Origin of the sequence: Actinoplanes sp. CA-131856, from assembly GCF_050956135.1 — a bacterium.
In the GTDB taxonomy this organism is placed as follows: Bacteria; Actinomycetota; Actinomycetes; order Mycobacteriales; family Micromonosporaceae; genus Actinoplanes.
In genome coordinates this window covers 6,709,412-6,735,947 of sequence record NZ_CP191849.1, presented here as the reverse complement: position 1 = coordinate 6,735,947, position 26,536 = coordinate 6,709,412, and the positions used below count along the sequence as shown (strand labels likewise).

Here is a 26,536-nt window from a genome sequence, read left to right as displayed (position 1 = left end):
AAACTGATGGTGGTTCGGGAGTTCTACCCGCTGCGGGTCGCGCAGGTCGAGCGGCTCTGCGACGACGCCGTCGCCGTGACGTTCGACGTTCCGGCCAAACTGGCGGGGACCTATCAGTTCCGGCCCGGGCAGTCCTTGACCGTCCGGCGGCCGGGCGACGAGCGCGACGAGCGCCGGTCCTATTCGATCTGTGCCCCGGCCGGGGAGAAGCCCCGCATCGGGGTGCGCGAGGTGCCGGGCGGGCTCGTCTCCGGATGGCTGGTGCGGCAGGTGCGGGTGGGCGACGCGGTCGAGGTGGCGCCGCCGTCCGGCACCTTCACGCCCGACGTCGAGGCCGGCGGGCGCCACGTCATGATCGCGGCGGGCTCCGGGATCACGCCGGTGCTGTCGATCGCCACGTCACTGCTGCGCCATCCGGAGGCCCAGGTCGCCGTGCTCTACGGCAACCGGCGGGCCGACACCGTGATGTTCGCCGAGGAGCTCGCCGATCTGAAGGACCGCCATCCGTCGCGGCTCGAGCTCGTGCATCTGCTGTCCCGCGAGGCCCGCGAGGTCGACCTGCTCAGCGGGCGGCTCGACGCGGACAAGCTCCGTGCGCTGCTGCCGGTGCTGCTCGACGTGCCGGCGGTGGATCACTGGTGGCTGTGCGGCCCGTACGGCATGGTGACCGACGCGATCCAGGTGCTCGGCGAGGCCGGGGTGCCGCCCGAGCGGATCCACCGCGAGCTGTTCTGGGTGGACGAGGCGCCCCCGGAGCCGGTGCGCGAGGAGGCCGAGACCGGTGGGGCCGGCAGTTGCGACGTGACGGTGATGCTCGACGGCCGGTCGACGACGGTGACGGTCGCAGCGGGCGACACCGTGCTCGAGGGTGCGCAACGGTCCCGGCCCGACCTGCCGTTCGCCTGCAAGGGCGGTGTCTGCGGCACGTGCCGGGCCCGGGTCGTCGAGGGCGACGTGACGATGCGGCGCAACTTCGCCCTTGAGCCGGCCGAGCTCGCCGCGGGCTTCGTGCTGACCTGTCAGTCCGTGCCCGCGTCGCCGAAGGTCACCGTCACCTTCGACGACTGAGCCGCGGACGATGATCTTTTTCGGTCAGTCGCCTAGAGATCAGTCGCCTAGAGAAAGGAGTGGGTGACCCGCTCTTCCTTCATGCGGGCGCTGAGCTTCGCCGGGTCCAGGTTGGCGCAGAGGACTATCGACGCGCCGGCCACCATCGGGGTCAGGAGCCAGGTCAGTGGCTGCTCCTGGGTGGCCGCGTTGATCAGCACCCGGTCGCCGCGGGTGATGCCCCGCTGCGCGGCCATCTCGGCGGCGACCGCCGCGTAGGCGCCGTAGGTGGTGCCGTCGGTGGTGGCGGGGGCGTCGGCGGCCGGAGTGATCGAGGGCGGGGCGGCGCCCAGATGGGGGTGAACAGCGGTCGGGTAGTCGCGGTAGCCACGGGGAGCTTCGGGGGAAGGGGAGCCGGATGAGGTGAGGGACAGGACGAACTGGTCGGTTCCGATGGGGACCTCGTCGAGCCAGCTGTCCACGCGGCGGCGGTGGACGAAGGTGACGTCCAGCGGGGCGCCGGCCGGGGACAGTCCGGCGGTCGCCCAGTCGCGATAGGAGACCGCTATGCCGGCGGACCAGGCGCCGAGCAGGACCGCGGCGGTCTGCCAATGCGGGGGGAGGAGCACGGCGGCGGTGCTGCGCGGGCCGTGACCGCACTCGTCGGTGAGCAGGGCCGCGGTGGCCGCGGCCCAGGTGCCGAGCTCACGCGCGGTGAGCGCGGTGCGTTCACCGGTGGCGTCGTCGTAGTACGTGATCAGCTGATCGTGCCCGGTCATGCACCGAAGCCTAGGCCGCCAGGTCCAAGCGGAGCTCGCGCGCCTCGGCGGCGTACCTCGTGAGGAGGTGAACCGTTCGTGGACCGGCTACACCGTCGGGGGTAAGACCGGTGCGGGCCTGGAAGACGCGGACCGCCTCGGTGGTCTCCTCGTCGCTGATGCCGGCCGGGGTCATGCCGATCTCGGTGAGCAGTTCGCGCAGGCAGGCGGGGTCGGCCGGCGGCGGCGCGGCGGTCCAGCCGACCAGACCGCCGACGGCGGTTCCGACAACGCTGAGCATTCCTCGTGCCGACATCTCGTGACCTCCTGCTGAAGTGGGGATGACTCCAGCATCGGGCGCGCAGCTGTGCCCGGCATCGGACCGCCGTCGGTCAAAGCTGTGCCCGGCTGCGACTTTCGGCCGATGCCCGACTGCTCCTCAGGGGCACACGGTGTTGCTGGCCAGCGCGAAAAGCCGCTTCGCCTGCGCACTGGAAACACCCTGCGCACGGAACTCACGCACCACGGCCGGTGCCTTCTTCCCCGCGGCTAACCCCCGGCACGCCTGCTCGCCGAACGCCGCGACCTCCTCGTCCCGCCGATCGATCGCGACGTCGGGAAGATCACGCTGCACGGCGGCCACGAACGCCCGCAGATCACCGAGCGGCTTCGAGCGCGCCTTCGGGGCCGCCTTCGGCCCGGCGGTCTCGCCGGTCACGCGGGGCGCGGCCCGCGCCGGGCTCGGGCTGGGTGCCGCGGCTTGCGGTTCTTCGATTGCTTCTTGCTGTACGGGGGTCACCGGCGCCGACACGGGAGGGGCGCCGTCGGCCACAGACGCGGGGCGGGGCGAGGAACAAGCGCCGAGCGCACCGGCGAGAACGACAGCGAGCACGCCGCCGAACCGGAGACGCTTCGAAGCGAAGGACCGGCCGAGGCTCATCGGGTGGCCGCCTGGGGGTGACTGAGGGCGGGGCTCGTCGGCGGCCAGACCGGCATGGGCCGGGCGGCCGGGGTGATCGCCGGGCCGAACGGTTTGCGCTCGGCCTTCGTGGGGCCGATCGCGCCCTTCGGGCTTCGGGCGGGGATTCGTTGTGGGGCTTCGCGGGCGGCGAAGGTGAAGGCCGAGACCGCGGTGGCAGGGGTCGAGGCCGCGGAGGCGGGAGTCGAGGCGGCGGCGGTGGAAGGCGCGGCGGCGGTGGTGGAAGGCGCGGCGGCGGTGGTCGAGGCCGCGGCGGCGGGGGTCGAGACGGGAGCGGCGGCTGGGGGTGAGGCGGAAGAGGCGGCGGGCGAGACGCGGGAGGACGCGGCGGGCGAGGCGGAAGAGGCGGAAGAGGCGGCGGGCGAGACGCGGGAGGAGGCGGGGGACGAGATGGGTGCAACTGGGACGAAAAGCACCCGACGACCGTAGGCGGGCTGGAGGCGTACGCCTGGCGCCGCGCCCACTGGTGGGTGGTAACCGGACCCCAAAGGGTGAGGCGCGCGTACAGCGAACCCACAGACGGCTCACCGCTGGTCAACAACATGCGGGGTCAAGGTTGGCGCATCAGCCAACGAAGCGAGGCGCCGCCATGACCGATCTGATGAACCGGCCCACCGACCCGGACCACGCGGGGATCGGGGACTACTACAGCCGGTACGACCAGGTGATGCCCACCCCGCCGGGTGGCAGCCGGTGGCCTCGGCGCATCGCCGGTGGTGCGGCGCTGATCGCGCTCGTCGCCGGTGCGGGGACCGCCGGTGGGGTGGTCGCCGAGCGCTACCTGATCGATCACGACTCGACGACCGCGGCCACGGCTACGACGGCCAGCAGCACCACCGTCACCGAGGATCAGGATCTCGCCGCCGTCGTCAAGCAGGTTCAGCCCAGCATCGTCACCGTCATGGTCGACGGCGCGCGTGAGTCGTCGCTCGGCTCCGGAGTGGTGCTCACCTCGACCGGGCTGATCCTCACCAACAACCATGTCATCTCGTCCGAGGGCACCGTGAGCGTCCGGCTCTCCAACGGCACCACCGTTCCCGCCCGCGTCGTCGCCACCGACACCACCCACGACCTGGCCCTGGTGCAGGCGACCGGGCTCACCGGGCTGACGCCGGCGACCTTCGGCACCGACGACAGCGTCGCCGTGGGTGACACCGTCCTGGCCTTCGGGGCGCCGCTCGGCCTCGAGAACACTGTCACCTCCGGCATCGTGTCCGCGACCGACCGCAGCATCAACACCGGCAGCGAACAGCTCAGCGGGCTGCTCCAGACCGACGCCGCGATCAACGAGGGCAACTCGGGTGGCGCGCTGGTCGACCTCGATGGCCACGTCGTCGGCATCAACGTGGCCATCGCGACCGCCAGCGACTCGTCCACCGGCAGCATCGGCGTCGGCTTCGCCATCCCGGCCGACACCGTCACCAGCGTGGTGAAGCAGCTTCAAAGCCAGATCAGCTGAGCATCCTCGAGTTTCGGGTCAGCAGCCGTTGCCGAGGCGCTTCGAGATGGCGGCCGACGTGTAGCCCTCGCAGTAACCGCCGCTGCCCAGGTTGAGGGGGCGCCAGGTGCGGGCTTCCGTGTCGTATTTGAAGAGCACGCCGGCCGGCTGCACGTTCTTTCCCTCGACGATGGTGATGGCCGTCGCGTAACCCTGGTAGCAGGTTTCGTTCTTCAGGGCCACCGTCGGCGTGGTGCGCGCGGACATGTCTTTGTCGGCACGCAGCGCCTTGTAGAGAACGGCTGCCGAGACCGGGCAGGGGTTGGCGTCGCGTGGGGGAGCCGTCGACGACGTCTTGGCCGTGGCGGTCGGCTCGGCGTCGGCGGTGGCCGTCGGCTTGGTGGTTGTGGCCGTGGCGGTGGGCGACGAGGTGGGCGCGGCTGACGCGGGCACGGTGGAGTTGGCAGCGGCGGCGGCCGGCGAGGTTGTGGTCACCGGTGCGGCGACGCCGTCGACGTGCTCAGGACTGTCGCAGGCGGCGAGAGCGGTGACGGCGAAGGCTGCGATGGCGACGGTGGTGGCGGTGAGGGCGCGCACGGGAATCGGTTCTCCTGGTGCTTGCGGAATGTGCTGTCTTCCGTTGTGATGCGCGCGTGACCGTCCTAGTTCTCGGATTTCATAACGAGCCGATAACGGGATCACCGCTGTGGTTCGGGTAGCCCGGCCGACAGTTGACGCAGGGCGCCGATGAGAATGGCCCTCAGCTCGGACGGCTCGCCCCCGATGGCCACGAAGTGTTTGAAGGTCACCGTGTTGGCGGCCATGACGGCGGCGGCCACCAGCTTCGGGTAGAGGTCGGTCTCGGGGTTGGTGCCGGTGCGCGCGGCGACCGCGGCGGCCAGCGCGGTTTCGGCGTCGGCCGAGGCCCGGAGCGTCTCGGCCTTGATGGCCGGTACGGCGGTCATCAGACGTAGTCCGGCGGCCCAAGCCTGGGTGTCGCGGGGGAGCGGAGCGGCGGTCACCTGCGCGGTCTGCTCGAACTGGGTCAGTACCGACTGGGTGATCGCCTCCCAGAGGGGCTCCTCGGCGGGCCTCTCCCGCAGCGCCTCGGCGACCTGGAGACAACGGTCGAGGTGGCGGGAGGCGACGGCCTCGGCCTTGCTCGAGAAGTAGTTGTTGAAGGTGCGCGCCGAGACGCCGGCCTCGGTGGCGATGTCCTCGACGAGCACACCGTCGTAGCCGCGCTCGACGATCAGGCGGATGGCGGCCCAGCTCAGCGCGGTCCGGGTGGCCTGTTTCTTACGTTCCCGGAGACCCACGCCTCAACGATAGTCAGCGTTGCGCGCCCCGCAAAGATGCGCGGCGCGCAACCCTCACTCAGCCCGCCAGGTGGCCCCAGCGGTCCTCCAGCTCCTGCCAGGTGCCCTGGTCCTCGACCTTGCCCGCGATCAGCACGACCACGCGGTCGGCCTGACTGAGGGCGGCGCGTTTCGAGGTCGAGCCGACCACCGTCACGCCGTGGCTGCGCAGAGCCCGCCACAGCTCGAGCTCCGTCGTCACGTCCAGCGCCGAGGAGACGTCGTCGGCGATCAGCAGCTCGGTGCGCGGGGCCAGGGCGCGGGCCAGGGCCAGCCGTTGCAGCTGACCGCCGGAGAGCCGGGTGCCCTTGTGGCCGATCAGCAACTGGAGGCCGCCGCCGGCCGCGGCCAGGTCGTGCTCCAGCTGGGCGGTGGAGACGGCGTCGGCCGCGTCGACCTCGTGACCCAGCTGGATGTTGTCGGCCACCGTGCCCGACAGGACGCGGGGCAGCTGGGCGACGTACCCCACCTGGTTGGGTCTGAGAAAGACCTCGGGCTCGTCGACCGGGTCGCCGTTCCAGACCAGCTCGCCCGTGTGGTGCACGATGCCGGCCAGGGCCCGCAGCAGCGACGACTTGCCGGCGCCGACCGGGCCCACGACCAGCACGAGCTGGCCGCGCTCGACGGCCAGGTCGACATCTTGCGCGCCGACCGTGCCGTTCTCGTGCACGGCGCTGAAGTGGCGCAGCTCGAGACGGCGCAGCGGGTTGCGCGGCGCGGTCGGCGGGGCCGGCGCGGTGCCGGCCGAGAGGTCGACACCGGGCACGTCCTTGGAGTACTCGGACTCGCCGGTCATGGCCACCGTCCGCTTGGTCCAGACCCGCGCCGACGGGAACTGGGAGACCAGCGAGGCGGTCGTCCAGGCGAACCAGCGGGCCGAGCCGAGCGTCGCCACCGCGATCAGGGTCGCCGCCGACGAGAGCGAACCGGCCAGGTAGAGGGCCCAGGCCGCGATCGGCAGCAGGCCGCTGGCGATCGACGGGGTGGAACGGGCCCACACCTGGATGGCGATCTCGCGCCGTTGCAGCTCGCTGCGGGTGAAGTCGAGACGGGCCAGGTGGTTGAGCACCGGCTCGGTGGCGCCGGCCAGCTTGACCGTGCGCGCCGCCGACAGCGACGAGACCAGCGAGGTCGCGAACGCGGCGCGCGCGGCCACCGTACGCCGGGCGGCCTTCTCCAGGCGCGGGCCGAACAGGGTGGCGGCCAGGCCGGAGAGCACCATCGTGCCGATGAAGAACAACGCCGGCACGAACGACTGCGACGCCAGCGTCATCGCGACGATCATCACGAGGCTGGTGGCGTTGTCGATCAGGTTGTCGGCCAGCATGACCACCCGCTCGGTGTCGCCGCCCTGGGCGACCACCTCGGCCGGGGTGTGCTTGCTGACCCGGCGCGGGCCGATCTGGCCGTGCACCAGGCGCATGCTGATCCGCAGCATCTGCCGGACCCACCACTCGGGGAACCAGGCGCCCGTGTAGTACAGCGTCGGGATGGCCACGAGCAGGCCGGCCGCGATGCCGACGGCCGGGTAGAGCGGGTTGCCGATGCCGTCGACCACGTTCGACCACAGCAGCGGCAGGATCGCGCCGTCCAGGCCGAGCAGCACGAGGATGGCGAACAGGGCGACCGCGCCCAGCCCGTACCTCTTGTCGTTCAAAGTCAGCCGCGCGATCTCGCGGAACGTGCGGGCCTTGGGCGCCTCGGGCAGCGGCGGCGGCTCGACCGGCGGCAGCTTGTTGGCCAGCAGCTCGGCCCCGAGCTCGACCTGGGCCGCGGTGTCCCAGTCGTGCTCCTCGACCAGCACCCCGCCACCGCCCGGCACCGGGGCCGGCACGGCCAGGTTGCTGCTGGCCATCAGCTCGGCGAACCGCTGCGACTCGCGCAGCGGGCCCGACTCGAGCACCTGTCCGTCGGCCAGCACGACCACCTCGTCGCAGCGCTGCACCGACGACAGCCGGTGGGCCACGATGACGCCGATGCGGCCGGTGAGCAGGCGGTCGGTGGCGCGCTGGACCCACGACTCGGTGACCGGGTCCATCCGGGCCGTGGCTTCGTCGAGGATCACCACGTGCGGATCACGCACGAGGATGCGGGCGAACGCGACCAGCTGCTCCTGACCGGCCGAAAGCTTGTAGCCGTTCTCGCCGAGCCGGGTGTCGATGCCGTCGGGCAGGCCGGCCACCCAGGCGCTCAGGCCCAGCTCGTCGAGCGCGCCGGCCGCCTTGGGCAGCAGCTCGGGGTCGAACAGGGCGACGTTGTCGGCCAGGGTGCCGGCGAGGATCTCGGTGCGCTGCGGGACGATCGCCGTCCAGCGGCGCAGCCCCTCGACGTTCATGTCGTTGAGGTCGACCCCGCCCAGGAAGACCGTGCCCCGGGGCACGTCGACGGCCCGGGTCAGCACCTTGGCCAGCGTCGACTTGCCGGAACCGGTACGGCCGATCAACGCGTACGACCGGCCGCGGGCGAAGGTGAGGCTGACGTCGCGCAGGGCCGGCGGGCGCCCGCTGTCGGATTCGCCGTAACGGAAGGTCAGATCCCGTACGACAAGATCGCCGTCGACCGGGGGAAGACCTTCGGTCGGTTCCTGCGGTACGTCCTGGAGCAGCTGGACACGGCTCCAGGCGCCGAGCGCGTTCTGCAGCTCGGGCACCATGCGGGTGACATGCTCCAGGGTGCCGCCGAAGCCGAGCGCGAGCAGCCAGACGCCGGTCAGCCGGGCCCCGTCGATGTGGCCGGTGAACAGGGCCCAGGCCCCGACCACCACGAGCACGGCGATCAGCGACCGGGTGATCGAGCCGGCGCCCATGGTGATGCGGGCCGATGACCGCCAGACCAGCCGCCCGCGCCGCAGCACCTCGGCCGCGCGCCGGGCGTAGAGCCGGCGCACATAGGGGGCGGCGAGGCTCGTACGCACATCGTCCTGGCCGTGGATGGACTCCTCCATCACGGCGGCCAGGTCGGACCAGGACTCCTCCTCGGAGATCCGCAGCGGGGAGATGCGCTGGATCGGCTTGTTCATGGTGACGTACAGCAAAATGGAAACCAGGACCATGCCGACGCCGGCCGGCCACCACACGAAGAACGCGGTGACGATCGAGAAGACGGCCACGGCCACCGACTGCGCGATGCGCACGCCGCTGCCGCGCAGCTGGGCGCCGACCTCGTAGACGTCGGAGTCGATCCGGTCGAGCAGCTCACCGACCGGCGTGTTCTCCAGGGTCGGCAGATCCTGCCCGAAGGCGACCCGGTTGAGGCCGCGGCGCACCTTGGCCGCCCAGTCGGCGGTCAGCCGCGAGGCGACGAGCCCGACAAAGACGTCACTGAGCACGGACGCGACGAGAGCGGCCGCGAGCACGGTGAACAGCGACATGGACCGGTCGACGAGCACGGCGCCGGCCAGCGCGAGAGCACCCGCCTGCCCGGCCGCGCCGAGCAGGATGAGGACCGCCACGAGACCTGTGCGGCCTTTCGAGGTGATCCACAGGTCGCGAAGCAGGCGCATCGATGAAGTCCTTTTGGGATGGGTGGAACCGAGGGGGTCCATCCATCTTTGTCGGCCGCCGGGAGCTCTTCAACGGAATTACCCGGCCGCCGTGTATCGCCTGTGTCACCCTCACCTGCTGGACATGGCCAGGAGCACCCCCAGCAGGTGGGCGTAGCCGCGGGCGTCGTCGATGGCGCGGTGGGTGTGTTCGATGTTGCCCAGCCACTCCGGTGGGAGGTGGCGCGGGGCCACCTCGGTGATCGGGCGGCCGGTGACCGCGGCCGTGTACGTGCGCAGGCACAAGCCGGGGCGGACCTCGAACAGGACATCCTTCTCGTACGGGCCCTGGACGACGCCGTAGGTCGTGAAGCGCCGCAGGTAGTAGTCGATCCACATGCCGTCGAAGGCGATCGGGCACGCCGTGAAGACGCACGGGCCCGGCAGCGCCTTGACCCATGTGGCGAAGCGGGCCATCTCCGCGGCCGGCGGCTGAGGGTTCTCCGTGGCCGCCGCCCACGCCTCGGGCTGGGTCTGGAACCAGGCGTACGTGTCCGGGTTCGGGGCGGAGCCCGGCAGGGGCTCCAGCACCGTCTCGAAGACGCCCAGCTCCTCGCCGTCGCCGGTCACGGCCACCGAGGCGAACGAGCGCATCGAGTTGGGGCCGGGCCACGGGCCGTCGGCCTCGATGTCGGTCACCACGTAGATCATGGGTCACATGGTCGTCGATCTCCGCAAGCGGAGCAGGGCCAGGCCGCCCAGGCCGGCCGCGATCGGGCCGAGGGCTATCGCGGCCCAGCCGCCGACCACGCCGTTGCCCGTGCCGGGGCCGCCGTCGGCGGTGGCGACGACCAGGATGCCGGTCAGCGTGCCGGCGACGCCGGCGGTCAGGGCGGACAGCGGGAGCGGGGCGGCCGGGCGGGTCAGCGCGCGGATTCCGGCGATCACGCCGGCCAGGGCCAGCAGGGCGGCGACGGTGGCGATGAGGCGATCTGCAGTCATGCTCCGATCGTGTCGCCGGGCGCGGCGGCCGGCATCGTGCCGATGTGGACACTTCGCACTACCGCGAACGTGGTAGTTCCGCCGGGAAGTGACCACGCCGGGAGGAGTCGCCCGGTGCCGGACGGCGGCTAGGGTGCCCGCATGGGCACTGCGCGGGTCGATGCCCGGGACGCGGCGGTCGCGGTCGGCACCGCGGCCGTCCTGCTGGCCGCCGGGCTGAGCGGGGAGGGCGGGGCCTGGCCCGGTTACGTCCTGCTGGTCGCGGGTGGGCTGGTGCTCGTCGTGCGCCGCCGGCAGCCCGTGGTCGCGCTCATCGGCGCCGGGGCGTGCGCGCTCGGCTATCAGGCGGCCGGGTTCGACGTCTTCGCCGTCGCCTTCCTGGTCGCCGTCTATTCGGCCGTGCGGGCCGGTCGGCGGCTCGTCACCGTCGTGGCCGGCGTCGTCATGCTGGCCGCGCTGCCCGGGGCGGCGATGGTCAGCGGTGGCGCCGGTGAGGCGTTCGTGCGGGCCCGGGGCGTGCTCGAGCTGGCCTGGCTGATCGCGGCCGGCGCCGCCGGTGAGGCGTTGCGGCAGGCCGAGCGGCGGGCCGACGAGGCCGAGCGCACGCGGGAGGAGATCGCGCGGCGGCGGGCCGGTGAGGAGCGGCTGCACATCGCGCGGGAGCTGCACGACTCGCTCACCCACCAGATCTCGGTGATCAAGGTGCAGTCGGAGGCCGCCGTGCACGTGGCCGAGAAGCGGGGCGAGCCGGTGCCCGAGGCGCTGATCGCGATCCGCGAGGCCGGCCGGGAGGCCTCCCGCGAGCTGCGGGCGACGCTCGAGGCGCTGCGCGACGACACCCTTTCCCCGCCGTACGGGCTCGACCAGCTGCCCGATCTGGTGCGGCAGGCCCGCGCGGGCGGGCTGGACGCGACCCTGACCGTCGACGGGCGCCGCCGGGGCGTGCCGGCCGCCGTCGACCGGACCGCCTACCGGATCGTGCAGGAGTCGCTGACCAACATCGCCCGGCACGCCCGGGCCGGTGCCGCCTCGGTGCGGGTCGGCTATCGGGCCGGTGCGATGACCATCCAGGTCGACGACGACGGTGACGCCGCCCCGCGGGACACGCCGGGCACCGGGGTCGGGCTGCTCGGCATGCGGGAGCGGGTGACCGCCCTGGGCGGCGACCTGCGGGCCGGGCCGCGCGACGGCGGGGGCTTCTCGGTACGGGCGGAGCTGCCGTTGGACCGTACGACATGATCAAGGTTGTGCTCGTGGACGACCAGCCGCTGATCCGCGGCGGTTTCCGGGCGCTGCTCGACATCGAGGACGACATCGAGGTGGTGGCCGAGGCCGGTGACGGCGTCGAGGCCGTGGCGCTGGCCCGGCGGCACCGGCCCGACGTGGTGCTGATGGACGTGCGGATGCCGGTCGTGGACGGGGTCGAGGCGACCCGGCGCATCGCGGCCGATCCCGAGCTGGCCGGGGTGCACGTCGTCATCCTGACCAACTACGGACTGGAGGAGTACGTCTTCCACGCGCTGCGCGCGGGCGCGGCCGGTTTCCTGGTCAAGGACGTGCAGCCCGCGGACTTCCTGCACGCCGTGCGGGTCGCGGCGCGCGGCGAGGCTCTGCTCGCCCCCTCGATCACGCGCCGGCTGATCGACCGCTATGTCGCCCAGCCCCGGCCGGTGACCGACGGCGCCCGGCTGGCCGAGCTGACCAACCGCGAGCGCGAGGCCGTCGCCCTGGTCGCGCAGGGGCTGTCGAACGATCAGATCGCGGCCCGCATGGTGATCAGCCCGGTCACGGCGAAGACCCACGTCAACCGGGCCATGACGAAACTGCACGTCCGCGACCGGGCGCAGCTGGTGGTCGTGGCGTACGAGAGCGGCCTGGTCACTCCATCGTCGAGTGGGCGTCGTACCTGGTCGTAGCGCGCCACTCGTCGTACGGGACGTTGGCCTCGGAGGTCGTGCCGTTCAGGACGGCGAAGGCGTTCTCACCGGTCTGATAGGTGTTGTCGTCGATCGTCACGTTCGGCTTGCCGCTGTCGATCTGGAGGCGGTAGACGACGGTGCCCGAGTTGCGGAAGACCGTGTTGCCGGTGATCTTCAGGCCCTCGATGCTGCCGGCGAAATCGCTGCCGGTGGCCAGCAGGAACGTGAACTTCTGCATGCCGCTGAAGTTGTTGTTGCTGACCGTGTTGTTCGCCGCGCAGCGCAGCACGAGACCGGTGTCGCTGTCGAAGCCGGTGGGCCCGTGGCCGCCGATCGCGCGATTGCCGGTGAAGACGTTGTTGGCGCAGCCGCCGCGGCCGCCGGTGCCGGTCTCGAGGACGCCGTCGTTGGCCTCGAAGGTGTTGCCGGTGATGGTCAGGTTGGCCGCGTCGTAGATCTCGATGCCGCCGCCGTCGGTGCCGTAGTCGGTGGAGGGGCCGTGGTTGTCGCGGACCGTGTTGTTGCGGAACACCGGTCCCGGGTCGGCCTGCACGAAGGTCGCGGCCAGCCCGTACCCACCGAAGTCGTCGTCCTTCTGTGTGCTGTTCTGCACGATCACGTCCTGGTCGTGGACGTTGTTGCCGTCGACGACGACGCCCCGGCCGCCGCCGCTGACCACGATGCCGGCGCCGTTGTGCATGACCTCCGAGCCGGTGACGTGCACGTCCTGCGAGTCGGTGACCAGGATGCCGTAGCAGCCGACCGGGAGGCCGGCCGCGTTCGTGCCGTGGCTGTCCTGCACGGTCACCCCGCTGACGGTGACATCGCTGGTCTGGTGCACGCGGATGCCGCTGCCGTGGTCGCCGGTGATGTCGACGTCGGCGTTCGGCTTGGGCACGCACCCCCGCACGGTCAGGTCGGCGACAGTCGTCCCGCTCGCCGCGACCAGGATCCCGTCGCGGAGACCGGACACGGCCTTGACGGTCGCGTGCTCCTTGGGCGCGCTCATCACGGTCAGGTTGGGCCTGGTGACGGTGAACGGGTCGTACGTGCCGTCCCGAACGAAGATCTTGGAGCCGGCCGGCGCGACCTGGACCGCGTGCGCGATCGACCGCCAGGGGTGCCCGGGCGAGCCGTCGGCGTCGTCGGCGCCGCGCGTGGAGACCCAATATCCGGGGCCGGCGGCGTCGACGTCGGGCGGGCCCTCATGGAAGAAGACGCGATATCCGGCGGCCGCGACGGCGCCGAGCAGCAGGACCGCGAGCAGGGCGAGCCACCGGCGGCGCAGGCCACCGGCGCGGTGCGTTCCGCTCACCCGGCGAAGACGGGGTCGGCCGACATCGCCCGGTACGCCTTCAGCGAGGCGGCGGTCGAGTCGATGCGCCACTTCTCGGTGGAGCCGGGGTGGATGTCGGTGTCGAACCAGCAGACGGCGCCGACGGCGGGATGGGCCTTCACCCACTGGTGGAAGGCGCCGATCCAGTCGGGCTTCGTGCTGCCGCCGCGGTCGGTGACGGAGACCTCGGTGATCATGATGGGCTTGCGGGCCGAGTACGTCTCGTAGAACTGGCCGAACATCTCGCCCGGCGCCTGGCCCTCGGAGTAGCCCGAGACGCCGGCCCAGTCCACGTACTCGTCGCCGGGGTAGTACTGCGGATAGGCGTTCCAGTCCTCGTCCGGATACGAGTTCCAGTTCGGGCTCCACACCCAGCTCACGTTGTCCGCGCCCTCGCCGGCGAAAATCCCGTGGATCCTCTTGTACGCCTGCACGTAGCCGGCCGCGTGCTCCGGATTCGACGGGCCGCCCCACACGTAGTAGTCGCGGTTCATGTCCCAGCCCCAGCGCAGCAGGGTCGGCACCTTGCGCTGCGCCATCCGGCGGGCCGCCTTGGCGATCAGCTTGTCCGACGACCCGTTGGTGACCTGCTTGTAGTAGGGGCCGCGCCACGACACCATCACCGTGCTGGCCGACGTGACGTACGACAGCGAGGTCGGCAGCGCGTCCGTCCACGAGTAGAACCGGTGCACGATCCGCTCCGGGCGCCCGAGCTGCTGGGCCCGCAGGGCGATCCCCTCGGCCGTGGTCAAACCCTTGAGCTGGGTGTACGCCCCCAGCAGCACCCGGCCGCCGCGGTACGGGACAGTCCCGCCGCCGGTCAAGGACGCCGTGCTCGTCGAGGGCTCCGGATGCGACTGGATCGGCGGCGGCACCTCGTCCGAGCGGTACGTCTTGCAGCCGGCCAGGGGGAGGGCGGCCAGCGCGGACAGGCCGAGCAGGCGGCGGCGGTTCATGTCAGGTTCTTTCCGAATGTCCGGGCGACCTTGCGCGCGATCCGCCAGCCGGGCTGGGCGATCTGCTTCACCTTGGGCGCCAGACCGGTCTCGCCGGTGCGGACGAGCTCGACGAGGTCGGCGCCGCTGTGGTCGGGGGTGGGCTGGAGGCGGGGGACGGCCAGGCGCTTCTCCGAGGGGGTGTGCAGGCGGCGGCCGACCTCGGTGGCGTTGTCGTAGTGGAGGGAGGCCACCAGGTCGCGGACGCGGCGGCTGTTGTAGCCGTGCGGGTACGCGAACGACCGTACCCTCGTCCCCAGCCGTTGTTCCAGCTCACGGTGGCTGTTGACGATCTCGTCACGCAGCTGCGCGGGTGGCAGCACGTCGAGCGGGTGGTGGATCATGCTGTGGTTGCCGATCTCGATGCCCGCGTCCCTGACCTCGGCCAGCTCGTCCCAGGTGAGCATCGGCCCGAAATCGGCGGCCCACCGGCCGAGCCAGCCGGCCGTGCCGCCCAGGTGGCCGACCGAGGCGTACAGCGTGGCCCCGGCCCCGGTCTCCCTCAGGATGGGCACACCCCGGGTGAGGAAGTCGCGGTAACCGTCGTCGAACGTGACCGCGACCATCCGCTCGGTGCTGCCCCGGTCGATCAGCTCCAGGGCCTCGGTCAGGCCGACCAGGCGGTAACCGGCGGCGCTGAGCGCGCTCAACTGCTCCCGGAGCAGCTCCGGGGGCACGGCGAGATCACGCATCGGGCCACCGACAGCCGACACCGAGTGGTACATGAGCGCTGGCAACACGGTCACGCGGGCGTCCTCCTCAAGATCCAACCTACGTCCCTCTACCGAAAGTCGTAGTCGAACTCCCGCTCCGGGCAGAGGCGCGACGGACCTCCACCCGGAAGGGTGAGGTCATGACATTTGATCGACTGCGCTGCGCCGAGGCCGCGGGTCAGGCGGCCCTCGTGCTCGGCGTCGCGGTGCTCCCGGTGGCCTGGCGCGGGCTCGACGGCGCGGTCGGCGCGGTGCTCATCCTGATGCTGATCATCATCACGGCCGGTTTCTACGCGCTGCACGCCGTCACCTTCGACGCGCTGCGGATTTTGAACTCCCGCGCCGCCACGCCCGTATCTCCGGTCGACGACGGTTCGCGGCACCACCGGGAGCGATCGAGATGTTCCGACTTATCTACCTGCACACCGAAAGCGGCGCCCCTCGCATCAGCGTCGAGTCCGGCCACTACGCCAGCGCGCGCAACGCGCTGACCCGTTATCGCAGCGCTCCCGCCGCGTATTTCGGCGTCGGGCGCTTCGACCACGAGGGCACCCTGGCCGAGATCATCCTGGACCGGCTCTGCGGGCCGCTCGGCGATTGCCCGCGCCCGGCCACCCTGGTGCACGCGGCGACGTACCACCGGCTCTGTGAGACCTGCGCCGAGGGCCTGGACGTGCTGACCGTGCCCGAGCTGGCCCGGCTGCTCGGCATCGCCTGCCGCCTGGCCCCGGTGCCGGCGCGCGCGGGGCGGCACGCGGCGCCCGAGGAGCCGTCGCCGGCCGGCAACCGGATCGCCCGCGAACTGGCCACCCGCGTCGACGACGCGGGCTGGCGGCGGGAGCTCTGCGCCGAGCTGGTGCGCACCCCGGGCGCGGTGAACGGCCTGCTCATCGGCGTCGGCGCGCTCACGCACCGGGACGTGCTCGACCTCTATCCGCGGCTGCGCGCGCTCGCCGACGAGCTGCCGGCCTGCGTGCGCGAGGAGCTGTCGCGGGCCACGGCACGGCCGCTGTCACCCGCCGGCGTGGCCGGGCTGCGCCTCGGGCTGTCGCACTGACCGGCCCTTCGGATAGAGCCGCAGCACCGAACCGTCGCGCTCGCGCACGGAGAGCCGGCCGCCGGGCGACCACCGCACATCGACCACGGCGGTGAGACCCGCGGCGTACATCTGGGGCTCCTGACCCGGCACCACCCGCCACAGACGCGCCCGGCCCGGGACGAACGTGGTCTCGCCGACGTAGAAGGCGCCGTCCGGGCCCAGCGCGACGCTGCTGGCCACCGGCCGCAGCGCGAGCGGACCGGCCCACGGGAAGACGGCGACCGTGCAGCGGCGGCCGCGCGGCGCGATGCGGACGAGCGACGAGCCCTCGGTGACGTAGACGCGGCCGCGCGGATCGACCTCCTGCTGAACCGGCACCCCCAGAAGGGCGGCGCCCAGCAGGGCAACCAATGTGATCATGTTTACCCCCGTGCACCCGATTCTGTGCATCCGGCGGCGGGGCCGCAGTCCTCGATCCGACCCCCGTCCGGGTAGGTTCCGGCCATGACCATCACGTTCGAGGGACTGGTGGAGCGGGCGCGGTCGCTCGCGCCGCCCGGTGGGCGCGCCGTGCTCGGCATCGCGGGAGCGCCGGCGGCCGGGAAGACCACGCTGGCCGAGGAGCTGGTGGCGGCGCTGGCACCGGCGCCACCGCCGGGGCTGGTCGCGGGGGCGTGGGTGGCGCACGTGCCGATGGACGGGTTCCACCTGGCCGACGTCGAGTTGTCGCGGCTCGGGCGGCGTGATCGCAAGGGGGCGCCGGACACGTTTGATCCGCTCGGTTATGCGGCCCTGTTGCGGCGAGTCCTGGCCGATGAGGACGAGGTGATCTACGCGCCCGGGTTCGAGCGGGTGATCGAGCAGCCAATTGCCGGATCTATACCTATTTTTCGTGACGCGCGGTTGATTGTCAGCGAGGGCAACTATCTGTTGCTCGATGATCCGCTCTGGCGGCCTGCGCGAGAGTTGTTCGCGGAGGTCTGGTACGCGGATCTCGATCAGTCGACCCGCATTTCCCGGCTTATTTCGCGGCATGTCCGCTTCGGTAAGGAGTCGTCGGCCGCCTCGGCGTGGGCGACCGGGACCGACGAGCGCAATGCCGTGCTCATCGCCGCTACGCGGTCCTCCGCCGACGTGGTCGTGCCGGCGGCGGTTATCCACAGGGTCGGCAGCCCTCCGGCCTGAAGTGGCATGCTTTCAGTCGTGTCCGTAGGTGAAGCAGTCGAGACCGAGCCGCGCCGCCGCCCGTCGCGGGCCCTCCGCTTCGGGTTGATCCTGGTCGCGGTGCTGGCGTTGCTGTTCGGCGTGCCCTGGTGGACGCTGATCGGCGGCGGCAACGACTGGCCCACCGGCGTCTTCGTGACCGGCACGGTGGTCTTCGCGCTGGTGGCGGTCTCGTTCCCGCTGCTGATGTTCAGCGGGCACGGCCGCCACCATCGCGACCTTCCCGCGGTGATCGCCGACACCACCCTGGGCGTCGTCTGGGTCCTGTTCGTCCAGTCCGTGCTCGGCCAGGTGCTCGCCCTGTTGCTCTGGGCCTTCGGGGTCGGCGACCCGGCTCGCCACCGCATCGCCACGCTGGTGGTCGCGGTGGTCTCCGCGGTCCTGCTCATCTGGGGATATGCCGAGGCGAGGCGCGTCCCACGGGTACGCCGGGTCGACGTGACCCTGCCGCGCCTGGGCGCCGGGCTCGACGGCCTGCGCCTGGTGCTGCTGACCGACACCCACTACGGCCCGATCGAGCGCTCCCGCTGGTCGCGCAAGGTGACCGAGGTGGTGAACACACTGGACGCCGACGTGGTGGCCCACACCGGCGACATCGCCGACGGCGAGGTGGCCCAGCGCCGTTCCCAGGCGGCCCCGCTGGCCGACATCCAGGCGTCGATGGCCCGCGTCTACGTGACCGGCAACCACGAATACTTCAGCGGCGCCCAGCGCTGGGTCGAGCACATGGCGTCGCTGGGCTGGGAGGCCTTGCACAACCGCCACGTCGAGGTGACCAGGGGAGGAGCCTCCCTGGTCATCGCCGGCGTGGACGACCGCACGGCCGCCGGCTCGGGCGTGCCCGGCCATCACGCCGACCACGAGGCGGCGCTGGAGGGCGCCGACCCGACCTTGCCGATCCTGCTGCTGGCCCACCAGCCGGCCCAGATCGCCGGCGCGGTGGCCCACGGCGTCGACCTCCAGATCTCCGGCCACACCCACGGCGGCCAGATGTGGCCGTTCCACTACCTGGTCCGCCTCGACCAGCCGGTCCTGCAGGGTTTGTCCCGCCATTCCGAGCGGACCCAGCTCTACACGAGCCGGGGCACCGGCTTCTGGGGCCCACCGTTCCGCATCTTCGCCCCCAGCGAGATCACCCTCCTGACGTTGCATGCCGCCTGACCTGCGCCTGGCCCCCGGCTACGGCCTGGCCGGCGTCCTGCCCCCGGCCGCCGCGGCCGCCGCTTCCAGCGCGCCGCCGGTCGATCCTGTTCCGCCCGGCGTGCGGGGTGCGGCGGGGGCCGACGACGCGTACTGGATGAGGCAGGCGCTGCTCTGCGCGATGGCGGCCGAGGGCCGCGCGAGCCCGAACCCGACGGTCGGCGCGGTGATCGTCAAAGACGGCGTGCTGATCGCCACCGGCGCGACGGAACCGTACGGTGGCCGCCACGCCGAGCGCTGCGCCATCGACAGCGTCCCCGACCGGTCGATCCTGCGCGGCGCCACCATCTACACGACGCTGGAACCGTGCGCCCACTGGGGAAAGCAGCCTCCGTGCGCCGACCTGGTCGCCTCGTGCGGGTTCGCCCGCTGCGTGTCCGGCATCCGTGACCCGGACCCGCGCGTGGCCGGCCTCGGCCTGCAACGCGTTCGGGGCGCGGGGACAGAGGTCTCCTTCGGCCCTCTGCGCAACGAGATCGTCGCCTGGCATCTGCCCTATCTCACCCAGCGCCTGGCCGGCCGCCCGCTGATCTCCGCCCTGACCGCGCCTTTCCCCTACCACGACCGGCTGCGCCGCCAGTCCGACGTGCTGATCACCGGCGTTCCCACGGCGGCCCCGCTGAGCCCGGCCCCCGGCCGCGGCGTCATCTGGTGGGATCTGGACGGCCGCACCGCCCAGCTGACCGCAGCCGGGGCCCGCGATCTGAGCGCACAGGCCCGAGCCCTGGATGTTCCCGTGATCCTGGTCGCTCACCAGGCCACCCCGCTGGCGAACGTCACCCCCGTCGTGCCCAAGGCCGGGTCCCCGGCCGCGTGGTTGCGGGCGTACTCGGCGAGTGCCGAGCTGGCCGGCGTGATCGGCGAGCAACCCAACTGGTTGCTGATCGACGACCACCCCGCGCTGGCCGAAGCGCTGGCGGCGGGCGACGGCCTCGACGTGGTCCACGCCTCCCACCCCTCGACCGCGCCGTTCGGCGACCTGGTCGAGATCACCCGGGACGAGCTGATCGCGGAATATCTCGCCAAGGATCTCCTGTCCGTGCTCGCCGGCATCGGTAGTGCTCCGGGATGACGTCGGGCACGGTCGTCTCCTCCGCGGTCGGATGGCTGTCCCCGTGGCGGAGCAGGGGCAGGTCAGTGGGGGAGCGGTCCGCCCGCCAGGACGATGACGACGCCGGCGGTGGCGGCGGCCAGCAGGGTGAGGACCGGGCCCCGGCGCAGGAGCAGGGTCAGGACGGCGGCACCGGCCAGGACCGCGTACTGCCACGGCTCGGTCAGGGCCCGGACCAGCGGGATCGTCGAGCCGAGGATGGCGCCGACGGCGGCGGGGGCGGCGCCGTCGAGGAAAGCGCGGACGCGCGGGTTGGCCCGCAGCTGGTCGAAGCGGTGGGCGCCGAGCAGGATGAAGGCGAACGACGGCCCGAACGCCACCACGGCCGCCAGCAGGCCGCCGGCCAGGCCGGCGGCGGCGAAACCGACCACGGCGACGGTGTGCACGACCGGGCCGGGGGTCACCTGGCCCAGGGCCACGGCGTTGAGGAACTCGGCGTCGGTCATCCAGTGGTAGTGGTGGACGGCGTCGGCCTGCATGAGCGGGATGATGACGAAGCCGCCGCCGTACGACAGCGCGCCCACCTTGAGGGCCACCCACGCCACCGAGAACAGGACACCGCCGCCCAAGGTCGTCGCGGCCAGGAGAGGGAGGGCGCGCAGCGGACGGCCGCCCGGACCGTGCTCTCCGTCCCGGCGGTGAGCGGCGTCGCCGTGGGGGTTCGCGCTGGGCTGGGGACCGGTGGAGAGGTGCTGGGCCAGGATCTCGGCGAAGCCGCAGGCGATCAGCAGCAGCACCAACCAGGGGCCGATGGTGGCGGCGGCCGCCGCGCCCAGGAGCAGGTAGGCGGTCCAGCGGCGGCGGCTGCTCTGTTCGGCGGCTCGCTTCCAGCCCGGGGGCATCAAGGCTGTGCCGGCCTGGGCGGCCACCGCGGCCACGGCCGCGCCCGCGCCGGCTCCGGCCGCTACGACCCAGGTGGGTGGGTTGCCCAGGAACAGGGCCGACAACGCCAGGATGACGATCAGGCCGGGCAGGATGAAGGCGGCGCCGCCCACCAGCGCGCCGGAGCGGCCGCGGACGCGCCACGCGCAGAAGATGGACAGCTGGGTCGAGGCGGGGCCGGGCAGCAGGTTGCAGGCGGCTATGGCGTCCTCGAACTCCTGCGCGGTCAACCAGCGGCGCTCGTCCACGCACAGCTTGCGGAGCAGGGCTATGTGAGTGGGCGGGCCGCCGAAGCCCACGCAGCCGATGCGGCCCCACTCGCGCAGGACCGTCGTCAGGGACGCCTGGTGCATCTAGGTGCCGGCCGGCTGGAAGAGCTCGACCGGGTTGCCCGCCGGATCGTCCAGGACGATCTGCCGGCCGCCCGGGCCGCTCACCACGTCGCTGCGGAAGACCACGCCGGCCGCGCGCAACCTGGTCACCTCGGCGTCGATGTCGCCGACCAGCAGGTGGATGCGGTTCCATCCGCCCGGGCCGGGTTCGCGGCCGTCCGGCATGGCACGGCCGGCCGAGCTGGCCGGGCCGGACAGCAGCAGGCGCAGGTTGCCCCGCAGGACGTCGGCGAAGGCGGGCAGGAACGTCGTGTTGGAGGTGAAGCCCAGGTGGCCGGTGTAGAAGTCGATCGCGGCCTGGACGTCGTCCACCAGGTAGCGGACGTGCACGGTGTTGTCGGTGATCATGACGAGCTCCCAACGGGGAGGGTGTGCGACAGGAAGGCGATGCGTGCGGTGAGGTCGTCGGCGATCCGCTCGAAGTCGGTAAGGTCCACGGGCTCGGGGAGGCTCCAGTGCACCGCCCGGCCAGGGCCGGGGAACTCGGGGCACACCTCCTTGACCCGGTCGCAGAGGGTGATCACGTAGTCGAAGCGTTCGCCGGTGAACTCGTCGAGATGTTTGGCGCGGGCCGCGGACAGGTCGATGCCCCGCGCGGCCATGACGGTCACCGCGTGCGGATGGACCGGCTTGGGGCGGCTTCCCGCGCTGTACGCCTCGACGGTGCCCCCGGTGTGGTGCCGGAGCAGGGCCTCGGCCATCTGGGAGCGCGAGCTGTTGCCGGTGCACAGGAACAGCACCCGCCCCGAACAGGAGGCCGGGGCCGGGGGCGGTGTCAGCGACAGCGCCGGGTGCAGCGCCGCCCCGGCGCCGGCCAGCAGGGCCGAGCACCGGGGCAGGTCGAGCGAGTAGTACGTGTCGCGGCCGTCGGCGCTGCTGCGCCGCGCGGTCACCAGGGCCGCCCGGCGCAGCTTGCCCAGGTGGTACGACACCAGGTTCTGCGGCTGGCCGAGCCGCGCCGTCAGCTCCCGCACGGCCAGGTCGCCGCCCGCCAGCTCGCCCAGCAGCCGCCACCGCACGGGGTGGCCGGCGGCGGTCAGGAACGAGGGCGGGGTCACCGCCGCAGATTACATCAAATCAATTTGATGCAGTAGACGAGGAGCCGACCAGCTGGAAGATGGCCACCCCCGGCCCCTGGTAGAAGACCCTCCAGTCGGCCGAGGCCCGCAGCGCCGTCTCCAGCGACTGCATCGCGTTGTCCGGCTCCGTGCCGAAGTAGTCGGTGTAGTCGTCCATGGCGTCGCTGACCACCAGGTAGTTCGTCTTGTAGTTCATGGCACGGATGTACGTCTCGATCTCGGGCAGCCGGTTCCCGCTGATGCTGTTGGTGAACAGCGGGTCCCCGACCAGCGAGATGTCCACCGACACGTGCCCCTTGTTGAACGAGCCGTAGTTGGCGGCCAGCTTCGTCGGGAAGTTCGGCGCGACCAGGATCAGACCCGAGTCCGGTTCGGCGTGCTCGTAGACGTAGTCCGCCGCCACGATGTCCGTGGCCCGCACCTGATGGACGTACAGCTGCCCTTGAAGTCCCTGGAGGCCGGCGAGCAGCAGCGCCGTCATCAACAGCCCGGACAGGACCATCGCGGGCACGCCCCGGCGGCCCTTCCCGGCCCAGAGCACGCCGACCAGCAGCCCGACGAACGGCAGGGAGAACGCGAAGACCCGGTAGATCGCCTCGCCGCCGTAGTTGCCGCCGACCAGCGTCGCCATCGGGGCGAAGCCCAGCACCACCGGGATGAGGACCCGGCCGACCTTCTTGCGGGCCAGGAAGACCACGAGCAGCGCCACCGCCCACAGGCCGATGGCCAGCACGCGCGACACCAGCGCCGAGAACTCCTGCTCCGCCGTGCCCCAGCTCTGCGCGTTGCCGCCCGCGTTCGTCAGGAAGTCCAGGCTGAACAGCGTGTACGTGCTGGCCACGGAGACCAGGCGCGGGCCGATGAAGATGACCGCGATGGCGATGAGGCCGATCGTGAACTTGCGCGGGCGCAGGACGCCGAGCACGGCCAGGATGATCACCGGGATCATCATGACCACCGGGGTGAGCTGGTGGGACACCACGATCGCGCCGTAGACGGCGGCCGCACCCAGGCCGGCCCACTTGCGGGTGCGCTGGTCGGTCTCCATCGCCGTCGGCATGCCCCGGACGAGCCAGCGCCGCAGCCGGTCGATCCGGCCCTTGGGCTCGCCCTCGAACGTCGGCACGACGATCAGCCAGCGGACCACGATCACGAAGAAGGCCAGCATGAGCGGGAAGACGAAGGCCTGCGGCGAGAAGTAGCCGATGTCGACCCACATCGTGGCCTGGAAGAGGAACACGCCGACCGCGATGATGCGGCGGTCGCGGGTGAACTGGCGCAGCAGGGCGGCCGTGATGACCGAGGTGACCAGCGCGAAGAACAGCGACGACCAGGCCGAGAACGAGATCGCGTCGACGCCGGAGACGTGCGAGATCATCGCGACCACGGCGAAGAAGCCGGGCCACTGCTGGTAGATGTCGCTGCCGCTGATCAGGTGGCCGTTGTCGCGGATCAGGTCGACCACGCCGATGTGCTTGTACGTCCAGGCGTACTCGGTCGTGCCGTCGAGCAGCGGGACCGTGGCCTGCATGATGACCGGGATGATGACCAGGTGGGCGGCCATCACGTACGGGCGGGCCCGGCCGAACAGCTCGACCGCGAAGCCGAGCAGCAGCAGCACCGCGCCGATCACGAACGGCACACCCAGCGCGGCCGTGAAGCCGTACAGCCCGACCTGGTCCGGTTGAAGCGCGATCAGAGCCAGGATCCAGAGGCCGAGCCCGGCGGCCATGGTGAAGAACGGCAGCGCACGGAGCACCGGGCCGTTGTCGACGCTCTCGTCCGGCCGCCCGGTGCCGCGGGGCAGGGCGAAGCCGAGCCGGAAGATCTGGACGGCCGATCCGGCGAGCGTGGCTCCGGCGAGAAGACCGAGCCAGACGTACGGCTGCCAGAAGCGCAACCACAGCGGGACGACCGCGACGAACGTCGTCACCGTGAGCGAACCGGCCATGGTCAGCGCCCACGAGACCAGGCGGCTGCGCGTGTTCGCGACCGCCATGAGGGCGGCGCCCGGGCCGATCAGCACGAAGACCACGAGCAGGGCGACCGAGGCCGGCCCGCTCACGGCCAGGCCGATCAGGCCGATCACCGCCGCGAGCAGACCGGCCACCGCGAACTCGGCCCGGTGGTCGGAGTTCCCGTCGATGGTGGTGGTGCGCTCCAGCACCGTCGACGAGAGAGCCGCGCCGCCGGTGGTGATCACCGGGGCCGGCAGCATGCGGGTCTCCGACTGGTCGTCGGGGCTGAGCGGGATGCGCACCGTCCGCTCGCCGACCTCCAGCCGCGTGGTGGCGTCCTTGTCGACCGAGGTGATCACCGCGGTGGCGTCGATGTCACCGGCCACGATGCGGACGGTGGCGTCCGGCTGGTCCGAGCGCGGTTGCATTACTTTCGGGCCTCCGTGTGTTTCGTGGCGGCGCGTCGCCCCTTGAGGTACGCCCGGGGCCCCGCGAGCATGCCGCGGCGGTTGGCCGAGAGAAGCTCCCGGGGGAAATCGTCGCGCAGGGTGGCCGTCCGCGGGGTGTCCTTGCCGGTCATGTCCCGCAGCGCGTGCGGCGCGAGCCTGAGCAGCGGGAAGATCAGGCCGGGGCGCTTCATCAGCAGGCTCGTGTACGCCGCCACCAGCCCCGTGCCGTATCCGACCATCTGCTTCTCGAGGCCCTGGTAGTCGCGGCGGTGGTAGTGCCGGGTGACCGCCGACGGCTGATAGACGATGGTGCCGCCGTTGAGCAGCACCTGGGTGAAGGCCAGGGTGTCCTCGGAGCCCATGGCCGGGGTGCCGGCGCCGAGCGCGGTGTCCCACATGCCGATCCGCTCGATGACGCCCGGCCGGAAGGTCATGTTGGCCCCGGTGGCGAACGGCGGCAGCGGGTAGAGCGGGCTCTGCCGGTGTGCGGTGTGCGGGCCGAAGGTGTCCGGCCTGAAGCCGCGGCCCTTACTGTGCCCGCCGAACTGCTCGAACCAGATCTGGGCGCGGGTCTCCAGCTCGGCCGGGACGATCACGCCGGAGATGACGTCGGCCTCGGGGTGCTCGTGCAGGGCGCGGGCGATCTCGGCCAGCCAGTTCTCGTCGGCCACCTCGTCGTCGTCGATCCAGGCCAGGATCTGCCCGGGCGCGGCCTTGGTGGCGGCGTTGCGGGCGAACGAGAGGCCGGCCCGCGGCTCCAGCAGATAGTCGACCGGCCCGCGCTGGGCGGCCGCGCGGACCACCTTCTCGGTGGCGCCGGTGACCGGCGCGTTGTCGACGACCAGGATGCGGAAGCCCGGGTAGTTCTGGGCGAGCAGGCTGTCGAGGCACTTCGCGAGCATCTCGGGGTGCTCCCGCGTGCAGATCACGACCGTGATGTGCGGCGCGGTGGCCAGGACGCGGTGGCGCGAGGCCAGGAACTCCTCGCCCCGGGCGCGGCCGATGGCGTCACCGAGCTCGGCCTCGATGGCGGCCGTCAGGGCCTCCGGATCGAGACCTTTCTCCGGTACGTCGACAAGAACAGTGCCCAGGGGCTGGGTGTACGACCGGACCAGCACCCAGGCCTGCTCGGCGCGCCGCCCGTCGGGCTGGATCGCCGGTACGGACGGGACACCGTCGGCCAGGTCGACGTCGAGGACGACGGCGGGCAGGGTCCCGGTGCTCGTGGTGATGCTCATCGGACCGTCTCCAGCTCTGCCTTGGCCTTGGGCCGCCGGGCGGCGACCGTCTCGACGACACCGCCGAAGCCGGCGGCGAGGACACCGGCGACGATGCCGCCGGCGCGGAGGAACTCGCCCGTGCCGAGGTTGCGCACGACCGCCCTGGGGAGGGACCAGAGATAGGACCGCTCGGCGCCGAGCGTCTCGCCGCCGTCGTGCAGGCCGGCCATCTGCACCTTGCCGCGGCCCTCGGCGTAGCAGCGGTGCACGAAGAAGCCGAAGGTGGAGCGCTGGGCCGGCACCTCGTGGCGGATCACGGCGCTCGGCACGTACATCCAGTGGCCGCCGTCGACGGCGCTCATCCGCAGGCAGAGCTCGGTGTCCTCGGGGCGGTTGCGGTCGCCCAGCTTGCCGAACCCGACCCGGAAGCCGCCGACGGCGTCGAAGACCGAGCGGCGCACGACCATGCTGGCCGACCAGACGTTGCGGATGGGCGAGGTGACGGTGGGCATGCCCGCGTACGAGCCGCCGACCGCCCAGAGGAACTCGTCCGGCATCCAGCGGGGACGGTCGTGCTCCCAGGCCGGCTCGATGCCGCCGCCGGTGCCGACCACGCGCGGGTCGGCGAACGGGGCGATCAGGTTCTCCAGCCAGTCGGGCTGGGCCGTGATGTCGTCGTCCATGAAGGCGACCAGGGGGGTGACGGCGTGGAAGGCGCCGGTGTTGCGGTTGCCGGAGACGCCCTTCGCGTACGCGTTCTCGAGCACCGTCACGCCGGGCAGTTCCCGCTGGACGCGGCGGAACAGCTCCGGGTTGTGATCGACGACCACGATGACCTCGGCCGGCGCGAACCGCTGCGACTTCGCGCAGGCGATGGTCCGGACGAGGGAGGACCACCGCTGCTCGGTGTGGGTCGGAATGACGATCGACGTGGCGAGAAGGGGGGAAGGCACGGG

Annotated in this window: 28 protein-coding genes; 10 read left to right on the top strand and 18 right to left on the bottom strand. The window is 72.0% G+C overall.

Features of this window, described 5'->3' with window-relative positions; all coding sequences use genetic code 11:
- Positions 1-6 precede the first annotated feature (6 nt).
- Complete coding sequence (paaE, locus tag ACQP2X_RS31270) at positions 7-1,068, top strand: 1,2-phenylacetyl-CoA epoxidase subunit PaaE (RefSeq protein ID WP_498687985.1); 1,062 nt, start codon at positions 7-9, stop codon at positions 1,066-1,068.
- 47 nt (positions 1,069-1,115) lie between these two features.
- Here paaE and ACQP2X_RS31265 read toward each other — a convergent pair whose 3' ends face one another.
- The 3 genes from ACQP2X_RS31265 to ACQP2X_RS31255 all read right to left on the bottom strand — a co-directional run bounded on the left by ACQP2X_RS31265 (position 1,116) and on the right by ACQP2X_RS31255 (position 2,523).
- Entirely contained in the window at positions 1,116-1,826 is a 711-nt protein-coding gene (locus ACQP2X_RS31265; RefSeq protein ID WP_498687984.1) for a TIGR03089 family protein, read from the bottom strand.
- 10 nt (positions 1,827-1,836) lie between these two features.
- Positions 1,837-2,121 carry a peptidoglycan-binding protein gene (locus ACQP2X_RS31260; RefSeq protein WP_498687982.1) on the bottom strand — a complete coding sequence of 95 codons (285 nt, stop codon included), beginning with the start codon at positions 2,119-2,121 and terminating at the stop codon, positions 1,837-1,839.
- A gap of 123 nt (positions 2,122-2,244) precedes the next feature.
- Positions 2,245-2,523 carry a DUF732 domain-containing protein gene (locus tag ACQP2X_RS31255; protein WP_498687980.1) on the bottom strand — a complete coding sequence of 93 codons (279 nt, stop codon included), beginning with the start codon at positions 2,521-2,523 and terminating at the stop codon, positions 2,245-2,247.
- A gap of 276 nt (positions 2,524-2,799) precedes the next feature.
- Between ACQP2X_RS31255 and ACQP2X_RS31250 the strand changes: the two genes are divergently transcribed.
- Positions 2,800-3,213, top strand: coding sequence for a hypothetical protein (locus ACQP2X_RS31250; RefSeq protein ID WP_498687978.1), 414 nt, complete (start codon positions 2,800-2,802; stop codon positions 3,211-3,213).
- 160 nt (positions 3,214-3,373) lie between these two features.
- Positions 3,374-4,243 (top strand): S1C family serine protease, encoded by an 870-nt coding sequence (locus tag ACQP2X_RS31245; protein WP_498687977.1) that lies wholly within the window; start codon positions 3,374-3,376, stop codon positions 4,241-4,243.
- 18 nt (positions 4,244-4,261) lie between these two features.
- On the opposite strand, the gene ACQP2X_RS31240 is transcribed toward ACQP2X_RS31245, so the two are convergent.
- The 5 genes from ACQP2X_RS31240 to ACQP2X_RS31220 all read right to left on the bottom strand — a co-directional run bounded on the left by ACQP2X_RS31240 (position 4,262) and on the right by ACQP2X_RS31220 (position 10,063).
- Complete coding sequence (locus tag ACQP2X_RS31240; RefSeq protein WP_498687976.1) at positions 4,262-4,819, bottom strand: hypothetical protein; 558 nt, start codon at positions 4,817-4,819, stop codon at positions 4,262-4,264.
- Positions 4,820-4,920: 101 nt separating this feature from the next.
- Positions 4,921-5,541 (bottom strand): TetR/AcrR family transcriptional regulator, encoded by a 621-nt coding sequence (locus ACQP2X_RS31235; protein ID WP_498687974.1) that lies wholly within the window; start codon positions 5,539-5,541, stop codon positions 4,921-4,923.
- Between the two features lie 58 nt (positions 5,542-5,599).
- Complete coding sequence (locus tag ACQP2X_RS31230; protein WP_498687972.1) at positions 5,600-9,082, bottom strand: ATP-binding cassette domain-containing protein; 3,483 nt, start codon at positions 9,080-9,082, stop codon at positions 5,600-5,602.
- 111 nt (positions 9,083-9,193) lie between these two features.
- Complete coding sequence (locus ACQP2X_RS31225) at positions 9,194-9,772, bottom strand: 3'-5' exonuclease family protein (protein ID WP_498687969.1); 579 nt, start codon at positions 9,770-9,772, stop codon at positions 9,194-9,196.
- A 3-nt stretch (positions 9,773-9,775) separates the two neighbouring features.
- Entirely contained in the window at positions 9,776-10,063 is a 288-nt protein-coding gene (locus tag ACQP2X_RS31220; RefSeq protein ID WP_498687967.1) for a DUF6223 family protein, read from the bottom strand.
- A 141-nt stretch (positions 10,064-10,204) separates the two neighbouring features.
- On the opposite strand from ACQP2X_RS31220, the gene ACQP2X_RS31215 reads away from it, so the two are divergent.
- Both ACQP2X_RS31215 and ACQP2X_RS31210 read left to right on the top strand, forming a co-directional pair.
- Complete coding sequence (locus ACQP2X_RS31215; RefSeq protein ID WP_498687965.1) at positions 10,205-11,302, top strand: sensor histidine kinase; 1,098 nt, start codon at positions 10,205-10,207, stop codon at positions 11,300-11,302.
- Entirely contained in the window at positions 11,299-11,979 is a 681-nt protein-coding gene (locus ACQP2X_RS31210) for a response regulator (protein ID WP_498687962.1), read from the top strand. Before ACQP2X_RS31215 ends, ACQP2X_RS31210 begins: the two co-directional genes overlap by 4 nt.
- Here ACQP2X_RS31210 and ACQP2X_RS31205 read toward each other — a convergent pair.
- From ACQP2X_RS31205 to ACQP2X_RS31195, 3 genes are read right to left on the bottom strand one after another with little or no spacing between them, the layout of a single operon-like run.
- On the bottom strand, positions 11,942-13,297 hold the full coding sequence (locus ACQP2X_RS31205; RefSeq protein WP_498687960.1) for a right-handed parallel beta-helix repeat-containing protein: 1,356 nt from the start codon (positions 13,295-13,297) through the stop codon (positions 11,942-11,944). The genes ACQP2X_RS31210 and ACQP2X_RS31205 overlap by 38 nt on opposite strands.
- Positions 13,294-14,274 (bottom strand): glycoside hydrolase family 26 protein, encoded by a 981-nt coding sequence (locus tag ACQP2X_RS31200; protein WP_498687958.1) that lies wholly within the window; start codon positions 14,272-14,274, stop codon positions 13,294-13,296. Before ACQP2X_RS31200 ends, ACQP2X_RS31205 begins: the two co-directional genes overlap by 4 nt.
- Positions 14,271-15,059 carry a polysaccharide deacetylase family protein gene (locus ACQP2X_RS31195; RefSeq protein ID WP_498687956.1) on the bottom strand — a complete coding sequence of 263 codons (789 nt, stop codon included), beginning with the start codon at positions 15,057-15,059 and terminating at the stop codon, positions 14,271-14,273. The genes ACQP2X_RS31200 and ACQP2X_RS31195 overlap by 4 nt, the downstream gene beginning before the upstream one ends.
- Before the next feature lie 107 nt (positions 15,060-15,166).
- Here ACQP2X_RS31195 and ACQP2X_RS31190 point away from each other — a divergent pair, with 107 nt between their 5' ends.
- Together ACQP2X_RS31190 and ACQP2X_RS31185 are read left to right on the top strand one after the other, a co-directional pair.
- On the top strand, positions 15,167-15,517 hold the full coding sequence (locus ACQP2X_RS31190; protein WP_498687955.1) for a hypothetical protein: 351 nt from the start codon (positions 15,167-15,169) through the stop codon (positions 15,515-15,517).
- Entirely contained in the window at positions 15,427-16,083 is a 657-nt protein-coding gene (locus tag ACQP2X_RS31185) for a hypothetical protein (protein ID WP_498687954.1), read from the top strand. The genes ACQP2X_RS31190 and ACQP2X_RS31185 overlap by 91 nt, the downstream gene beginning before the upstream one ends.
- On the opposite strand, the gene ACQP2X_RS31180 is transcribed toward ACQP2X_RS31185, so the two are convergent.
- On the bottom strand, positions 16,039-16,485 hold the full coding sequence (locus tag ACQP2X_RS31180) for a hypothetical protein (protein WP_498687953.1): 447 nt from the start codon (positions 16,483-16,485) through the stop codon (positions 16,039-16,041). The genes ACQP2X_RS31185 and ACQP2X_RS31180 overlap by 45 nt on opposite strands.
- A gap of 84 nt (positions 16,486-16,569) precedes the next feature.
- Between ACQP2X_RS31180 and ACQP2X_RS31175 the strand changes: the two genes are divergently transcribed.
- From ACQP2X_RS31175 to ACQP2X_RS31165, 3 genes are read left to right on the top strand one after another with little or no spacing between them, the layout of a single operon-like run.
- On the top strand, positions 16,570-17,250 hold the full coding sequence (locus ACQP2X_RS31175) for a nucleoside/nucleotide kinase family protein (RefSeq protein WP_498687951.1): 681 nt from the start codon (positions 16,570-16,572) through the stop codon (positions 17,248-17,250).
- 18 nt (positions 17,251-17,268) lie between these two features.
- Positions 17,269-18,450, top strand: coding sequence for a metallophosphoesterase (locus ACQP2X_RS31170; RefSeq protein ID WP_498687949.1), 1,182 nt, complete (start codon positions 17,269-17,271; stop codon positions 18,448-18,450).
- Positions 18,440-19,561 carry a bifunctional diaminohydroxyphosphoribosylaminopyrimidine deaminase/5-amino-6-(5-phosphoribosylamino)uracil reductase RibD gene (locus ACQP2X_RS31165; RefSeq protein WP_498687948.1) on the top strand — a complete coding sequence of 374 codons (1,122 nt, stop codon included), beginning with the start codon at positions 18,440-18,442 and terminating at the stop codon, positions 19,559-19,561. The genes ACQP2X_RS31170 and ACQP2X_RS31165 overlap by 11 nt, the downstream gene beginning before the upstream one ends.
- A 62-nt stretch (positions 19,562-19,623) precedes the next feature.
- Here ACQP2X_RS31165 and chrA read toward each other — a convergent pair whose 3' ends face one another.
- From chrA to ACQP2X_RS31135, 6 genes are read right to left on the bottom strand one after another with little or no spacing between them, the layout of a single operon-like run.
- Positions 19,624-20,835, bottom strand: coding sequence for a chromate efflux transporter (gene chrA / locus ACQP2X_RS31160; protein ID WP_498687947.1), 1,212 nt, complete (start codon positions 20,833-20,835; stop codon positions 19,624-19,626).
- On the bottom strand, positions 20,836-21,222 hold the full coding sequence (locus ACQP2X_RS31155) for a VOC family protein (RefSeq protein WP_498687945.1): 387 nt from the start codon (positions 21,220-21,222) through the stop codon (positions 20,836-20,838).
- Positions 21,219-21,932, bottom strand: coding sequence for an arsenate reductase/protein-tyrosine-phosphatase family protein (locus ACQP2X_RS31150; protein WP_498687944.1), 714 nt, complete (start codon positions 21,930-21,932; stop codon positions 21,219-21,221). The genes ACQP2X_RS31155 and ACQP2X_RS31150 overlap by 4 nt, the downstream gene beginning before the upstream one ends.
- Positions 21,933-21,951: 19 nt before the next feature.
- Positions 21,952-24,339, bottom strand: coding sequence for a hypothetical protein (locus ACQP2X_RS31145; protein WP_498687943.1), 2,388 nt, complete (start codon positions 24,337-24,339; stop codon positions 21,952-21,954).
- On the bottom strand, positions 24,339-25,598 hold the full coding sequence (locus ACQP2X_RS31140; RefSeq protein WP_498687940.1) for a glycosyltransferase family 2 protein: 1,260 nt from the start codon (positions 25,596-25,598) through the stop codon (positions 24,339-24,341). The genes ACQP2X_RS31145 and ACQP2X_RS31140 overlap by 1 nt, the downstream gene beginning before the upstream one ends.
- Positions 25,595-26,533 (bottom strand): glycosyltransferase family 2 protein, encoded by a 939-nt coding sequence (locus tag ACQP2X_RS31135; RefSeq protein WP_498687938.1) that lies wholly within the window; start codon positions 26,531-26,533, stop codon positions 25,595-25,597. The genes ACQP2X_RS31140 and ACQP2X_RS31135 overlap by 4 nt, the downstream gene beginning before the upstream one ends.
- Positions 26,534-26,536 lie beyond the last annotated feature (3 nt).